The organism is Paraburkholderia sp. BL6665CI2N2, from assembly GCF_004366535.1.
In the GTDB taxonomy this organism is placed as follows: domain Bacteria; phylum Pseudomonadota; class Gammaproteobacteria; order Burkholderiales; family Burkholderiaceae; genus Paraburkholderia.
The window spans coordinates 5,147,082-5,162,041 of the sequence record NZ_SORC01000001.1; the positions used below are offsets into that span (position 1 = coordinate 5,147,082).

Genomic DNA, 14,960 nt, shown 5'->3' on the forward strand with positions numbered 1-14,960 from the left:
GTCCGCTCCGCTTAGCGCGCCAACGCGGCGCGAACTTTCCCGATCACCGTTTGCGCGGCGTCTTCGACCGGCAGAAGTGTCGCTTCAGCGTCGCGGCGGCCCTGGTATTCGAGCTTGCCTTCCTTGAGGCCACGGTCGCCGATCACCAGACGATGCGGCACGCCGATCAGCTCCCAGTCGGCGAACATCACGCCCGGGCGCTCGCCGCGGTCGTCGAGGATCACGTCGATGCCGGCTTCGACCAGCGCCGCGTACAGCTTGTCGGCCTCCGTGCGCACCGCTTCGCTGCGGTCGTAACCCATCGGGCACAGCACAACTTCGAACGGCGCAATCGATTCCGGCCAGATGATGCCCTTGTCGTCGAAATTCTGCTCGATCGCGGCGCCCAGGATACGGGTGACGCCAATGCCGTAGCAGCCCATTTCCATCGGACGCGGCTTGCCGGTTTCGTCGAGGCAGGTCGCGTTCATCGCCTCGGAATACTTGGTGCCGAGTTGGAACACGTGACCCACTTCGATACCGCGGCAGATGTCGATCACACCCTTGCCGTCCGGCGACGGATCGCCCTTCTTGACGTTGCGAATGTCGGCGACGACCGGTTCCGGCAGATCGCGGCCCCAGTTCACGCCGGTGGTGTGGTAATCCACCTCGTTCGAGCCGACCACGAAGTCGTTCATGTTCGCGACCGTGCGATCCGCGACGACCTTGATCGGCTTCTTCGTGTTGATCGGGCCGAGATAACCCGGCGGCGTACCGAAGGTTTCGATAATTTCAGCTTCAGTCGCCATGCGGAAGTCGGCCAGCCCCGGCAGCTTGCTCGCCTTGATCTCGTTCAGATCGTGATCGCCGCGCAGCATCAACAACCAGATGGTCGGCTCGGCGCCTTCATTTTCAGTGGCGAGGATGATCGACTTGATCGTGCGCTCGAGCGGAATGTTGAGCAGCTCGGCCACCGCCTCGCACTTCGCCTTGCCCGGCGTGGGCGTCTTCTTCATCTCTTCGGCGGGCGCCGCGCGTTCCGCGTAGAGCGGCAATGCTTCGGCCGCTTCGACGTTCGCCGCGAAATCGGAGGTCGGGCAATAGGCGATCGCGTCTTCACCGGTCTCGGCGATCACGTGGAATTCGTGCGAGCCGCTGCCGCCAATCGAACCGTTGTCCGCCGCCACCGCGCGGAAGTCCAGACCGAGGCGCGTGAAAATGCGCACGTACGCGTCGTACATCTTGCGATACGACTCGCGCAGACCGTCCATGTCCTTGTCGAACGAGTACGCGTCTTTCATGATGAATTCGCGGCCGCGCATCACACCGAAACGCGGACGGATCTCGTCGCGGAACTTGGTCTGGATCTGGTAGAAGTTCACCGGCAACTGGCGATAGCTCTTGATCTGATTGCGCGCGATGTCCGTCACCACTTCTTCGTGGGTCGGTCCGATCACGAAATCGGACTGCTTGCGATCCTTGAAGCGCAGCAGTTCGGGACCGTACTTCTCCCAGCGGCCCGATTCCTGCCACAACTCGGCCGGCTGCACCGCCGGCATCAGTAATTCAATACCGCCTGCCCGGTTCATTTCTTCGCGCACGATGGCTTCCACCTTGCGGATCGAGCGCAGGCCGACCGGCAGGTAGTTATAGATACCGCCGGCGACGCGCCGGATCATGCCGGCGCGCACCATGAGCTTGTGGCTGACGATCTCTGCGTCGGCGGGAGCTTCTTTGAGGGTACCGATAAAGAAACGGGAAGCTTTCATTCAGATTATCCAAAAGCGGCGGCTCCGGAGGGACCGCCCGAAAGGTGAAAACGGTGGGGAAATCGACACAGATCCGGCTCTGAGCCGGCATGGCTCACCTGACAATACACTGACATCGGTACAACGCGGTCCGACCGCGGCGCCGACGCCGCCGCGCAAAGCCTTTGCACAAGGGATAAGGCACGGAAAGACTGACAGGCTACCGCAAACGCGGGCCTTTGGCGGCGAATCGTTCCAATCTGGTGCGAATCGGTGCGTCAGACCCGTTATCTGTTTATAATCAAAGCAATTTTAAAGGATTCGAAGGTGGTTGTATGCTGGATCGTGAAGGCTTTCGCCCGAACGTCGGCATCATCCTCTTGAACGCGCACAACGAGGTGTTTTGGGGCAAACGGCTCCGTGAACATTCCTGGCAGTTTCCGCAAGGGGGCATCAAGTACGGAGAGACCCCCGTGCAAGCGATGTATCGGGAGTTACACGAAGAAACCGGGCTGCTTCCTGAGCACGTCAAGGTGATTGGTCGCACGCGCGACTGGTTGCGTTACGAGGTGCCTGACAAGTTCATCAAGCGCGAAGTACGCGGTCATTACCGCGGCCAGAAACAAATCTGGTTTTTGCTCCGGATGGTTGGACGCGACTGCGACATCTGCTTGCGCGCCACCGACCACCCTGAGTTCGATGCGTGGCGTTGGAACGAGTACTGGGTGCCGCTCGACTGTGTGATCGAGTTCAAGCGGGATGTATATCAGTTGGCGCTGACGGAGCTATCCCGTTTCATGCGCCGGGCTGCGCCGCGTGCGGAAAAACCTGGCGGGCACCATGGGCCGCGTTATCCCCGGATAGCGTCGTCAATGGAGAGTCCGCCGGATTCCACGGTAATGACGGTGACTTCTGTGACCACCGTCAGCATCGAAACATCGGTTCACGTTACGATCGCGTCCGATTGCGGTCCGGGGTCCGGGTCAACGGCAGAAGTAGACGCCGCGCCGGAACACGAAGACGAATCGGCAGGCGAAACGGCCGGCTCGCTGTTCCGCCCGGGCGTGCGCAATTAACAACTCTGTGCGGCTGTCCACGCCGCCTCTCTCTGGCGCGGCTCGACGAGCCGCGCCAGTGTTTCGAGGAAACCATATTGAAAGCACTTGCTCTCGTCGTGGCGTGCGTCGCCACCGGCGCCCTGCTGGCTGGTTGTTCGAGCGCCGGCAAACCTACCAATAAAGACGACAGCGCGTTTGTCTATCTGCTGGACCGCCAGGGCAACTGGGTTGAGAACAAGGTGGACGCTCTGCCGCCGCTGCCGCAGGATTCGAATCTGCTGCCTTTCGAAGTCTCCGGCAATACGCCGCTGCAGTTCGCGGTCGACCGGAATTCGCTGACCGTGGGTACGGACGGCGTGGTTCGCCTTACCGTCGTCGTGGCAAGCCCGAGCGGCGCTCGTAACGTAATCTACGAAGGGATTCGCTGCGACACGTACGAATGGCGCCAGTATGCGGGCCTGAATTCTGATCACGACGGCTGGGACACGACGGTCGCCAACAACTTCACGCGTATCGAGAATGGCGCGTTGAACGCTTATCAGGCGGCGTTGTACCAGGACTATCTATGCGCGAACAAGATGCCCATGGGGAATGCGGCCTCGATTCTGGAGAACATCCGCTATAAGCGCACGGCGAGTTCGTCGATTCACTGAGCTAGGGATCCATGCAGCTTGGGCGTGAAAAAAGCCGTTCCAGCGAAAGCTGGAACGGCTTTTTGATTGCCGTATCCGTGTCCCGCGCTTGCGACTATCTGTGACCTAGACGAGCACCAGGTTGTCGCGGTGGATCAGCTCCGGCTCGAGCATATAGCCAAGCACCGATTCAATCTCGCCACTCGGGCGCCGCTGAATCAGCTTGGTTTCCGCGCTGCTGTAGTTCGTCAGGCCGCGCGCCACTTCGCGTCCAGTTGCGCTCAGACAGGCGATCACTTCACCGCGCGCAAAGGCACCCTGAACGCCGACGATGCCAATAGGCAGCAGGCTCTTGCCGCCGTCAGTGAGTTTTTCGACCGCGCCGTCGTCGATCACCACATGGCCGCGCACCTGCAGATGATCCGCCATCCATTGCTTGCGCGCCGCCATGCGCGCCGTGCGCGCGATCAACTGCGTGCCGATCGCCTCACCCGAGGCCAACCGCGACAGCACATCCGCTTCACGCCCGCTTGCGATCACCGTATTGGCGCCGCTGTGCGCCGCGCGCTTGGCGGCGAGAATCTTGGTCAGCATGCCGCCGCGACCGAGACTCGAACCCGCGCCGCCCGCCATGGCTTCGAGGTCCGGCGCTCCAGCATCGGCCTGCTGGACCAGCGTGGCAGTCGGATCCTTGCGCGGATCGGCGGTGAAAAGTCCTTGCTGATCGGTGAGGATGACGAGTGCGTCACCTTCGATCAGGTTTGCGACGAGCGCCCCCAGCGTGTCGTTGTCGCCGAATTTGATTTCATCGGTGACGACCGTGTCGTTCTCGTTGATGATCGGCACGACGCCCAGGCGCAGAAGCGTGAGCAACGTGGAGCGCGCATTCAGATAGCGTTCGCGATCGGCCAGATCGGCGTGCGTGAGCAGAATCTGCGCGGTCTGGATGGAATGCTCGGCAAAGCGGCTTTCGTACACCTGCGCGAGACCCATCTGGCCGACCGCCGCAGCCGCTTGCAGTTCGTCGATCTCGCGTGGCCGTTTGGTCCAGCCGAGCCGTTGCATTCCTTCGGCAATGGCACCCGAGCTGACCAGCACCACTTCCTTGCCTTGCGCGCGGAGGGCGGCAATCTGCGCGGCCCACCGGCCGATAGCAGCATGATCGAGGCCGCGCCCGTCATTCGTGACGAGGCTCGAACCGACTTTTACTACCAATCGCCGTGAATCTGCGATGACGGAACGCATTGTGCGCGGTCTCCCAAGATGTCGCGTGATGCATACCGGCAACCCGCCCGGGCGCCGGCGCTCGAGCTTTTTATGCTTGCGGGTCGGTGCCGGCGTCGTCCGCGGCGGCCGGCGCTTCCGGCTTCTCGCGGAAACGCACGTCAGCAGCGAGATCTTCGGCTTCCGCTGCGCGCTGTGCGTCCGAGTGCGCGGCGATGTGGTCGAACACCGCGTAGCAAAGGTTTTCGCAGCCCTGGCCTGTCAGCGCCGAGATTTCGAACACCGGGCCATCCCAACCGAAGCCTTCGATGAACGCCGAAACACGAGCTTGGCGCTCGTCTTCGGGCACCATGTCAAGCTTGTTCAGCACCAGCCAGCGCGGCTTTTCATACAGCAGCTCGTCGTACTTGCGCAGCTCGTTGACGATCGCCTTGGCTTCCGCGACCGGATCGACCGCGTCGTCGAACGGTGCGAGGTCGACGATATGCAGCAACAAGCCCGTGCGCTGCAAGTGACGCAGGAACTGGTGGCCGAGGCCCGCGCCTTCCGCCGCGCCTTCGATCAAGCCAGGAATGTCGGCGATCACGAAGCTGCGGCTCGGCCCGACACGCACCACGCCGAGATTCGGCGCGAGTGTCGTGAACGGGTAATCGGCGATCTTCGGCTTGGCGTTCGACACGGACGCGATGAAGGTCGACTTGCCGGCGTTCGGCATGCCGAGCAGACCGACGTCCGCCAGCACCTTCAGTTCGAGGCGCACCATGCGGCGCTCGCCCGGCTTGCCGTCCGTTTTCTGACGCGGTGCGCGGTTCGTGCTGGATTTGAAATGCAGGTTACCGAGACCGCCCGCGCCGCCCTGAGCGATCTGCACGCTCTGGTTGTGCTCGGTCAGATCGGCGATCAGCTCGCCGGTCTCCATGTCGGTGATCGTGGTGCCGACCGGCATGCGCAGCGTGATGTCGTCGCCGCCTTTGCCGTAGCAGTCCGCGCCGCGGCCGTTTTCGCCGTTGCGCGCCAGGTGTTTCTTCGCGTAGCGGTAGTCGATCAGCGTGTTGATGTTGCGGTCCGCGACCGCGATCACGCTGCCGCCGCGGCCGCCGTCGCCGCCATCCGGGCCGCCGAACGGAACGAACTTCTCGCGGCGCATCGACGCGCTGCCATCCCCTCCGTCGCCGGCGATGACTTCAATCCTCGCTTCGTCAATGAACTTCATGCGTAACTCCGTCCCGTGGTGTGCTGCCAGATGGTGCTGCTAGATTTATTGCTACTGGATGCTGCTATTTTGCCGCGCCCGCCGCGAGTCGATCAATCGACCTAGCGGCATAGGACATAGCGGCACGAAGGGCGTTCCCGCCCATTCATCCGGCGAAAACCTGCCGGAATAAAAAAAGCCCCGCTAACTTCGCGGGGCCTTTTTCCGGTCCTGAAGCCCGTGCCTGAGTAAGCTCAGACTGCTGCCGGGACGACGTTGACCATGTGCTTCTTCGCTGCGCCCTTCGTCGAGAAATTGACGTGGCCGTCCGTCAGCGCGAACAAGGTGTGATCCTTGCCGATGCCAACGTTTTCGCCCGGGTGCATGCGCGTGCCACGTTGACGAACGATGATGCCGCCAGCGTTGATAGCCTGACCGCCGTAAACCTTCACGCCGAGGCGCTTCGATTCGGAGTCGCGGCCGTTGCGGGATGATCCGCCTGCCTTTTTGTGTGCCATTTGATTTGCTCCTTAACCGGTGCGCTTACGCGTTGATCGCGTCGATGCGCAGTTCGGTATAGTTCTGGCGGTGGCCGCCATGCTTCTGGTAGTGCTTCCGGCGACGCATCTTGAAGATGGTCACTTTCTTGTGACGACCTTGCGACACGACGGTAGCCTTGACGGAAGCCCCACTGACCAGCGGCGCACCGAACTTAATCGATTCGCCTTCGCCCACTGCGAGAACCTGGTCGAGCGTGATTTCAGCGTCAATGTCTGCCGGTATCTGTTCTACTTTAAGTTTTTCGCCGACGGCAACTTTATACTGCTTGCCACCGGTTTTTATGACCGCGTACATTGAGAACCTCACTCTGTGTTCATTTTTTCCACGCACCGCGCGCGGAAACCCGTGATTATACATAGAGTTAGCTGCTCGGTCAAAACTCATTGAGGAGCGCCGCGCGCAGCGCCCGGCGCCTTGCAGCACAGGCCCGGCGCGCGGTTCTGCCGCCGCCCGGAACGCGCCGCGCCGCAGCCTGCGACCCGGAACTGTCGCGATTCGCCTTATAATTCGCGGCACTACCCAATTCAGCCATCATGTCGTCGACTGCCACCCCCTCCTCCAACGCCGCCAGCCTGCTCGCTCCGATCGCCGAAGACATGCAGCAGGTCAATCGCGTCATACGGCACCGTCTTGCATCCGACGTGATGCTGATCAACCAGATTTCCGAGTACATCATCAGCGCGGGCGGCAAGCGGCTGCGGCCGGCCTTGCTGCTGCTGGTGGCCGGCGCGTTGGGCGAAACCACAGGGCATCGGCACGAACTGGCGGCGGTCGTCGAATTCATTCATACGGCCACGCTGCTGCACGACGACGTGGTCGACGAATCCGACCTGCGGCGCGGCCGCCAGACTGCCAACGCGCTGTTCGGCAACGCCGCGAGCGTACTGGTGGGCGATTTCCTGTACTCGCGCTCGTTCCAGATGATGGTCGGCGTGGGCAAGATGCGCGTGATGGAGATTCTGTCGGAGGCGACCAACATCATCTCCGAAGGCGAGGTGCTGCAGTTGCTGAACATGCACGACGCCGACGTGGACGAAGCCCGCTACATGCAGGTGATCCGCTACAAGACCGCCAAGCTGTTCGAAGCAGCCGCCCAATTGGGCGCGGTGCTGGCCGGATCGGACGCGAAAACGGAAGCCGCCGCTGCCGAATTCGGCCGGCGCATCGGCACTGCGTTCCAGATCATGGACGACTGGCTCGACTACACGGGCACAGCTGAGTCGATGGGCAAGAACGCCGGCGACGACCTTCGCGAAGGCAAACCCACTCTGCCGCTGATCTATCTGATCGAACGCGGCACTCCGGAGCAGTCGGCGCTCGCGCGGGAAGTGATCGAGCAAGGCGGCACGGAACGTTTCGACACTATTTTCGAGGCGATCACGCGCTCCGGCGCACTGGACCACACGCTTGAATGCGCGAAAAAAGAAGCTCAGGCCGCAGCTGCAGCAATTTCTTCGTTTCCGGATTCCATTTTTAAAGAGAGCCTGCTAGAATTATGTTCTTACTCGACGGCAAGACAGTCTTGAACGAGACTGAAACGCCGGCTTAGTCTGAATCGAGTCTGCAGTACACATCGGGGTGTAGCTTAGCCTGGTAGAGCGCTACGTTCGGGACGTAGAGGCCGGAGGTTCGAATCCTCTCACCCCGACCAGAATTTGAGGCCCGGAAAGTCAAGCCAGTAAAGGGAGTAGCCCTTCTGGTAAGGTTTTCCGGGCTTTGTCGTTTCCGGAGCCGTCAATTCAACATGTCAATTCGCGTGTCAAAATACGCGGATGAACGACATGACGGCGCTGCCCCCTGGACTTGAACCGCACCCTAAGAGCGGTATCTATCAACTCCGCATCGGCATCCCCAAACACCTGCAACACCTGTTCCCTCGCACGAAGGGCGGCAAGCTGGCGACTGATGCTTTTCGCGCAAGCCTGAAGACGGCGAACCGAGCCGAAGCCATCACCATTGCACACCGGCTGATAGCCGAACACCGGGCCAAGTTTCAGGCGCTGGAGGACAGTACGCGCCGTGCTCCATTCGTCCCGCTGACGGCAGAGTTAGAAGCAACCATCGCTCGAGCCATTGAAAACCTACATCTCGATCTGGATGAACAGTCTCGCACCGATCCTGGAATGGTGGCTGTCCTCAGGGGCGACCTTGCCGCAGCGAATCCGTCCGTATGGGCACAGGTGGGTGATTTTCTGACCGGGGAACAGGTCGCGGACGTACAGAACTACGACTTTGCACAGCTTCAGGCTTGGAAAGCAGCCGCCGCGCAAGGGGACTTCTCACATGCCCGCGAGTTGGCCGAATTCGTTTGTGCCCCGTGGTCGATTCGTGTGAATTGGGACACACCCGAGGGACGTTTGGCCCTCCAGCGGCTAACGCGAACTACGGTCAGGGTCCACGAAGCTCTTTATCAGCGAAGCCTTGGGGAACCTGTAGACACACCGGATGCGCCTATCGACCCGGACAGTGTCCTGCCGACCAAGGAACCAGCACAGGAGCCTCAGGACAAGCCCAAGACCCTTTGGGACATGGTGCCGTCCTGGAGGCAGTGGAACGGGTATGCCGAGACAGACAACCCCGTAAAACGGGCAGAGAAGGCACTGGTGCTATTCGAGGAAGCGTGCGGCAAGGCGGTCCCCTTGAGCGATCTGACGCGGACGACCGGAGCGGCCTTCGTCAAGTTCCTGCTAGACGGCAAGGCACGGGGCTTCGGAGCCAAGACCGCTCACAATCACTACACCGCTGTAAATGCCTTGGTGAACACAGCGGTAAAGGATGGCATCCTCGACCGCAACCAGTTCACGGTTTCGTTCGATAAGACCAAGGGCGCGAAGAAGCGCGAAGGATGGACCGATGACGAGCTAGCGATACTGTTCGGGTCGCCCTTATTCTCCGAACACATGGAGCAGGTGCGGAATTGGGACAATGTAACGCCTGAAGATGGCCGCGCCGCCCTGCTGCTGCTTCTACATACCGGAGCACGCATCGGCGAGATTGCGCAGCTACGCCGCGAGGACTTCCAGACCCGGCACGGCGTCAAGACCGTTCGCATGACCGATGAGGCCGGGACCGTCAAGACCGACGAATCTGAGCGTATCGTCGCACTGGCTTCTCACCTGCTGGCGGACCCCTGGTTCTCTGCGTGGCATGAGAGGGTGGCGGGTGGTACGGGAGGCGCATTCCCGTCGCTGAGTGGCCGAGCGACCGCACCTGGTGACACATTGGGCAGATGGTTCCTGGAGCTTCGGCGCTCCCTGGGGTTGCCGACTGGCCGCCTCGACGGATCGCACAAGTTCCGCCATTGGATACGCGGAGCGCTGGCCGATAAAGGAATCGGTACCGAGACGGCTGACTCAATCACGGGCCATGCGGCTCAGGGTTCTAGTGGTCGCGTGAACTACACCAAGGCAGCAAGCCCCCGGACCATGCGAGAGGCCTTGGACCGTCTTGAATGGCCCAAGATCATGGCAACACGGGGCCGCCCCTGAGGGCCGTAGCGGATACCACTGAGGCTTAGAATTCAAGCTCTTCCGGGTCATCCCACTGCACGCCAAGGTAGCCGCATATTTGTCCGACCATGTTGGGGCTGTAAATCTCCAAGGCCCTCCACGTTATCTCAGCGTTTCGTCCAAGCTCACTGCCGAATTTCTTGGTCAATCGTTCCGCCAGTTTCTGAGCCTCACGCTCAACCCAATCATCGGAACCTACCTCGTCATCCTTATGGTTGCCTTTCCAAATATTCCAAGCGTCTTTCCACCGCAGCGTTGACGCGTAATCCTCACCGTGCTTCTCGACGATATGTTTATGGACCTTTCGCATATCGCTAATGCGGGATTTCGCTACGGTCGTCGCCTTGTGAATATCGTTGATTGACAACGCGGTGCCGATGGTCAGCCGCCACGCTGCATGGGTTTTCTCTTCTGGCTTCATGGGTAGCTTGTCGCGGCTGTTGGTCTCTGCCGCATGAGCTATGGCATGGTCCAGCGTCCCCCCGAACACGCTTACCGGCACCTCGTCATTGAACCCAGCCACTTCATAAGCCGCAGCGCGATGGTGCCCGTCAATGCAGGTCCACCCGTTACCAGTCCAAAACACGGTTAGCGGCTCTAAGGTGTCTCCGCCCGTCACAACGCGTTTCAACGTTGCTACATGCCTTTCGCTATCCCATTCCTTCGGCAACCGATGCTGAAACAGCTCCGGCATGAACAGAATCTGTTGCAGGGGTAGCTTGGCGGGTTTCTCGGGGGCTGGTATCGGCTGAGCGGCAATACTCGCTTCGACCTGCTGTTTGATCGCGTAAAAGCTGTCTTCTGAGTTGTCAGTCATAAAATGGGGACAGGCATTAGCCTATCCTAATAGGAGAGGTAGAAGCAGGGACCGCAATCCTATCCTTTTTTGACCTCCAAGCATAAGAGACCCTGAGGTGCCCCGCGATCCCTCGAAGCCCCGTGGGATAGGGCTGGGAGGCTCAGGAGGCCATGCCGACCGCCAAGCAGGGGGAGCGACAAAACAGCCCATCACAGGACATCTCACAGGCTCCCTGCCGATCCCCTGCAATCGCAAGGGTGCCAAGGTGATCCCACGGGAGTCCACCGGAGGTCTCCAAGACCCGTGGAGTAGCCCAAGGGCAGGGGCAGGATGACTGCGGCAGTTCATCCGCCTCTCGAAAAGAGGCATTGCCAAACTGCGATTAGTATTTCTACTTGAGAATAACTCTCATCTCCAGCCTATCTCATGCGGCGATCTTGGCTCGAAGGATCGTGGCTCGGCTGGTGCTGTAATCCCGTGCCAACTGGCTGACCGATACACCCCGCTCAAGTGACTCCCGAATCCGCTGCTGTTCCCCTGGGGAGAGTGAAGCCTTCCTGCCCAGCTTCGTTCCCTCGGCCTTCGCTCGAGCCAAACCAGCCTGTGTGCGCTCGATGATCAGATCACGCTCGAATTCCGCCATGCTGCTCAGGACGCCCATGATCAGCTTACCAGCCGAACTGGTGAGATCCGCGCCGCCCAATTGCAGGCAGTGAACGCGAACCACCATCCCAGCCAGCTTCTCGACGGTAGAGCGCACATCAAGGGCAGACCGGCCCAGCCGATCCAGCTTGGTGACGATCAACACATCGCCCTTTTCCAGCCTGTCCACCAGCTTGGCGAACATCGGACGCTTGAACGCCTCCGTGCTACCACTGACCGTTTCCTCAACGATCCGCTGCGGTTCCACCGCGAAGCCTGCATTGCGAATCTCTTCAAGCTGATTGCTCGTAGTGAGTTCGAGCTTGCTGACGCGGGCATATGCGAAGGTGCGGCTCATGGAGACCTCAGGGTGTGCGAAAAGGGTGACCGAATTATGACCCCTGTTCGAAATAGGTTCAAGCTATTCTTCGCACACCGCTTGGCTAGCTGTTCGCAAATGACCGTTTTCGCACACTTTGGCTGGCGGGCAAGATGCCCGGCCCCCCCTTGACGCATGAAAAAACTATCGGCATCGTGGGCCTACCCAGCTTCAGGGGTGCCAAAGGATTCCTCGGTGCTATCGCCGTTTCGACTCATTGATGGATTTTTACTATAACGTTGCCAAGTCTGTCCGTTTGACTCGACTCGGCGCACTCGCAATTAACGGGACTGTTATGACCACGCAGTTGAACCGGTTAGCCGGGGACTACGTTGCCAGCTTCGAGTTTGTTCATCCCAAAGACATCATCGAAGCTATAAGAGAGCAAAAAACTCCGCGCCCGGCGACCATGTGGACACTGGGCAACGAAATCCGCCCATCTGATTTGTACTGCTATCTCGGCGCTCGCTTTGGGCAACCTAATGGCCTCCAAAATTTCCTTCGCAACGACGACTCGGATAATCTAGTCCATTGGGAATGGCATCTCAAAACCTCAATTGGCTACATTACGATAGCGGGACTTAATTTCCGAACGGATGTGTGGATAACCGGCGACAAACTGCCGGACACAGAGAAAACGGAGTTCATACGACAGGTAAAATCCGACTTCTCCCGCTACGGAAAAGAAATGGCGCACATTCGCAAGGAGCATCTGGAGCCTTGGATCGAATTCGTAAATCCGTATCAACGTCTCAGAAGAGCGGTAAAGCAGCTTATCGAAGAACTGGACAAACTCAACCTCAATCCAGCATCTGACGCCCTGCCCAGCCTACTCGAAAGCGAGGACCTAAGCGCCGGGGGGGATCAGTGGAGAGACAGGGCCGCCGACTACTCTAAAGCTATCGGCCTGAGCTTTGGCATTCGAGCAATGGTTCCGGTGATGGCTGAGTCATTTGTCAATTTACTTTTTTCATCCTTGCGATGCGATCCATTCGAGAAGACAGACAGCTTTTCGATGGAATTTTTCGCCTCCCGATGCACGTTCGAATTCGATCACTCCCGTACTACTGCAAAGGTTTCAAAGGACCTATCGAAGCTGGCCATCCTGCAGTAGCAAATTATCTTAAACTTGTTGAGTCAAGAAATGACCTACTTCACGGGAATATAGACATAGAAAAACTCAAGTTCAATGAATTATATTTTTATGGAAAGGTGCCTGTATTCAATCAATACTCGACAATGTGGGAACGCACGCTGGGCGTCGCTCATCGAGCAGTCGGACTTGAGGAAGTTCACAACGAGCTCGCCGTAGTTGATGCTTTCGTTGAATACCTTTGCAATCTGCTTGAAGACAAAATAGCCGAAGAAATGAGGCGATTCAGCAATAGGTTCGATCTTGGCATGCGAAAGGATAACGGGCGACTTGGCATTCTCTTCTCAGAAAGGCTTGTGGACTTTGGCATTCCAAAGGATCAGCCAAACGACGGTGGAAAAACTTTACACATGACAGCGGTGATAGATGGTGCTGCGCAGGGGGACTTCGGAACTAATGCCGCAGCGGAAGACCGTGGTGCGGAGCCGAAGCGAGGCGGTGGTGAAGAGCCGTTAGCAGATCAGAATACTTGACATACCTCGGGCAGGCTGGAACAGCGGACCATCCCCATTCTGGCGAACGGTCACTGTTCTGGCTCAACGAGTGCGAAGAGAGTGGCTGTTAGCGCCCGACGTCAAGCCAGCCTGTACCCCGATCTGACGGTTGTGATCTCACTCGTCGTTATCGAGCGCCCCCTTGGCCAACCATCTGGGTGCGGCAAACCTCACTTGAACTTTCACGGTCACTAGTCGACTGTGACACGAAGTGAACTGAGCAATGAGGTAGTCCAAGTGTAAGCGTCACTCCTTAGCGAGAGTGAGGGAACCCCGCTACGTACGAGCACCCCCCCGCGAGCGGTGCCAATAAAAAAAAGCTCTTCATCCAATATGACTTGGGATGTGACCGGTTTGTCGTCCGGGCCGGATACTGTTGGCAGAACCAACTGCGTGCGCAGGTACCAAACGTTACCCTTCTTTTGCGTTGTAATAATCTTTACCGATCCCCCAGTAAACAGCGACATTTGAAAACGCGACATAAGCGCATCTATGAGCAAAAACCCGGCAAGGTCGCCACGAGAAGTCGCAGCAAGTCCATCAAGTATGTTCTGTTCTACGTCGACATTTCGGTGCTTTTTGCTTGCAGGGGCTTTCGCTGATGATGCGCCGGATGCTGACATATCAGCACCCTTCTTATCATCCGAGGATAGTAGTTGTTTTAATGCGGCGACTGACTTCGAGATTTCAGCGGTTTGGGGAGGAGTAGCATTGAGTGCGCCGGAAAACTGTTTCTGAACGTCACTAATATAGGCTTGGTCTACTCCCATTACGAAAAGGTAAGGATGAAATTGAAAATGATCGGTGCCAAGTTGATTGGTAAATACTGATGGTGCCAGTTGCGCATTGACCGTCTCTGAGCTTTTCCAAAGGACACCCTTCTTTTTAGCCATCACCGGAAGCTTTTCTCCTACGGTATCAAGCATCTTGCGGGCGCTATCTCCGAGCATCGCGACACCCATGTCCAGCTGCGATGCAGCCCCTCCGCTCCATGTTGCGGACGCGGGGACTGAGACAAAAAAGTATCCGGAGTCAAAACTTGTATATGATGCCGGAAGGGCGTTAATGTCTTGGGCCGTGATAGGAATTCTCAGAACGTCCAAAAATAGTTTGGTGTCGCCGACTCGCCGCTCAATGGACGACAACCGCAAACTCAAGTCAGAAATCTTCGCTTCGAGTTTCGAACTCGTGGAATTGAGTTCGTTCTTGTATTGGATTTCTTTTAGCTGGTCAGATTCTTTCCAAAACCACCCGGTGACTGCTCCGGCCAAAGTCACTGAAGTAACTACCACGCCCGCGAGGACGACTAGTGGGTTGTTGTCTATCGTCTTCTTGAGCTTGCTCGGCGAAGCCGCCCCTTCCGTCTCATCGTCGTTGATGTTCTTCCTCCGCCTATTCATGGTCATCTCCCGCGTCCGTGAAGGTCGTATGGACAAAGAAAACTATAGTAGTAAGTTCACCGGGTTCTCCGACCTCCTTTACATCCTCAATGTGCGCGGCGACACACACATGACCCGCGACGGCGATATGGCGGTGCGATTCTCTCTATTGACGCGCGTGTCGCAACTCACCACTGTGGGTTAAACGCGG

General features: G+C 58.6%; 15 protein-coding genes and 1 tRNA gene. 8 read left to right on the forward strand and 8 right to left on the reverse strand.

Annotated features, from left to right (window positions below; all coding sequences use genetic code 11):
• Nucleotides 1-11 precede the first annotated feature (11 nt).
• Complete coding sequence (locus tag B0G81_RS23005; protein ID WP_134138436.1) at nt 12-1,748, reverse strand: proline--tRNA ligase; 1,737 nt, start codon at nt 1,746-1,748, stop codon at nt 12-14.
• A 314-nt stretch (nt 1,749-2,062) separates the two neighbouring features.
• Here B0G81_RS23005 and B0G81_RS23010 point away from each other — a divergent pair, with 314 nt between their 5' ends.
• Together B0G81_RS23010 and B0G81_RS23015 are read left to right on the forward strand one after the other, a co-directional pair.
• Nucleotides 2,063-2,803: an RNA pyrophosphohydrolase gene (locus tag B0G81_RS23010; RefSeq protein ID WP_116118326.1), complete on the forward strand. Its 741-nt coding sequence runs from the start codon at nt 2,063-2,065 to the stop codon at nt 2,801-2,803.
• A 77-nt stretch (nt 2,804-2,880) separates the two neighbouring features.
• Complete coding sequence (locus tag B0G81_RS23015) at nt 2,881-3,438, forward strand: CNP1-like family protein (RefSeq protein WP_134138437.1); 558 nt, start codon at nt 2,881-2,883, stop codon at nt 3,436-3,438.
• A gap of 105 nt (nt 3,439-3,543) precedes the next feature.
• On the opposite strand, the gene proB is transcribed toward B0G81_RS23015, so the two are convergent.
• The 4 genes from proB to rplU all read right to left on the reverse strand — a co-directional run bounded on the left by proB (nt 3,544) and on the right by rplU (nt 6,688).
• Nucleotides 3,544-4,662, reverse strand: coding sequence for a glutamate 5-kinase (gene proB / locus B0G81_RS23020; protein WP_106285181.1), 1,119 nt, complete (start codon nt 4,660-4,662; stop codon nt 3,544-3,546).
• A 70-nt stretch (nt 4,663-4,732) separates the two neighbouring features.
• A complete protein-coding gene (gene cgtA / locus B0G81_RS23025) occupies nt 4,733-5,854 on the reverse strand; it encodes an Obg family GTPase CgtA (protein WP_116139045.1) in 1,122 nt (373 codons plus the stop codon).
• Nucleotides 5,855-6,087: 233 nt separating this feature from the next.
• Entirely contained in the window at nt 6,088-6,351 is a 264-nt protein-coding gene (gene rpmA / locus B0G81_RS23030; RefSeq protein ID WP_007180330.1) for a 50S ribosomal protein L27, read from the reverse strand.
• Nucleotides 6,352-6,376: 25 nt separating this feature from the next.
• The gene (gene rplU, locus B0G81_RS23035; protein WP_006051835.1) at nt 6,377-6,688 is read right to left on the reverse strand and encodes a 50S ribosomal protein L21; all 312 of its coding nucleotides are present in this window, start codon (nt 6,686-6,688) and stop codon (nt 6,377-6,379) included.
• Nucleotides 6,689-6,927: 239 nt separating this feature from the next.
• On the opposite strand from rplU, the gene B0G81_RS23040 reads away from it, so the two are divergent.
• From B0G81_RS23040 to B0G81_RS23050, 3 genes are all read left to right on the forward strand, one after another.
• The gene (locus tag B0G81_RS23040; RefSeq protein ID WP_106285179.1) at nt 6,928-7,920 is read left to right on the forward strand and encodes a polyprenyl synthetase family protein; all 993 of its coding nucleotides are present in this window, start codon (nt 6,928-6,930) and stop codon (nt 7,918-7,920) included.
• A 48-nt stretch (nt 7,921-7,968) separates the two neighbouring features.
• Nucleotides 7,969-8,045: transfer RNA gene (locus tag B0G81_RS23045), tRNA-Pro, on the forward strand.
• 121 nt (nt 8,046-8,166) lie between these two features.
• Entirely contained in the window at nt 8,167-9,882 is a 1,716-nt protein-coding gene (locus tag B0G81_RS23050) for a tyrosine-type recombinase/integrase (RefSeq protein WP_134138438.1), read from the forward strand.
• A 25-nt stretch (nt 9,883-9,907) separates the two neighbouring features.
• On the opposite strand, the gene B0G81_RS23055 is transcribed toward B0G81_RS23050, so the two are convergent.
• A complete protein-coding gene (locus B0G81_RS23055; RefSeq protein ID WP_134138439.1) occupies nt 9,908-10,720 on the reverse strand; it encodes a hypothetical protein in 813 nt (270 codons plus the stop codon).
• A gap of 406 nt (nt 10,721-11,126) precedes the next feature.
• Entirely contained in the window at nt 11,127-11,702 is a 576-nt protein-coding gene (locus B0G81_RS23060) for a recombinase family protein (RefSeq protein WP_134138440.1), read from the reverse strand.
• A gap of 241 nt (nt 11,703-11,943) precedes the next feature.
• Here B0G81_RS23060 and B0G81_RS23065 point away from each other — a divergent pair, with 241 nt between their 5' ends.
• A complete protein-coding gene (locus B0G81_RS23065; RefSeq protein ID WP_134138441.1) occupies nt 11,944-12,837 on the forward strand; it encodes a hypothetical protein in 894 nt (297 codons plus the stop codon).
• 98 nt (nt 12,838-12,935) lie between these two features.
• Nucleotides 12,936-13,349 (forward strand): hypothetical protein, encoded by a 414-nt coding sequence (locus B0G81_RS23070; protein ID WP_134138442.1) that lies wholly within the window; start codon nt 12,936-12,938, stop codon nt 13,347-13,349.
• Between the two features lie 212 nt (nt 13,350-13,561).
• Here B0G81_RS23070 and B0G81_RS23075 read toward each other — a convergent pair whose 3' ends face one another.
• Nucleotides 13,562-14,776, reverse strand: coding sequence for a hypothetical protein (locus tag B0G81_RS23075; RefSeq protein WP_166679049.1), 1,215 nt, complete (start codon nt 14,774-14,776; stop codon nt 13,562-13,564).
• Between the two features lie 22 nt (nt 14,777-14,798).
• Between B0G81_RS23075 and B0G81_RS43775 the strand changes: the two genes are divergently transcribed.
• Nucleotides 14,799-14,954 (forward strand): hypothetical protein, encoded by a 156-nt coding sequence (locus B0G81_RS43775; RefSeq protein ID WP_166679050.1) that lies wholly within the window; start codon nt 14,799-14,801, stop codon nt 14,952-14,954.
• The last annotated feature ends 6 nt before the right edge of the window (nt 14,955-14,960 follow it).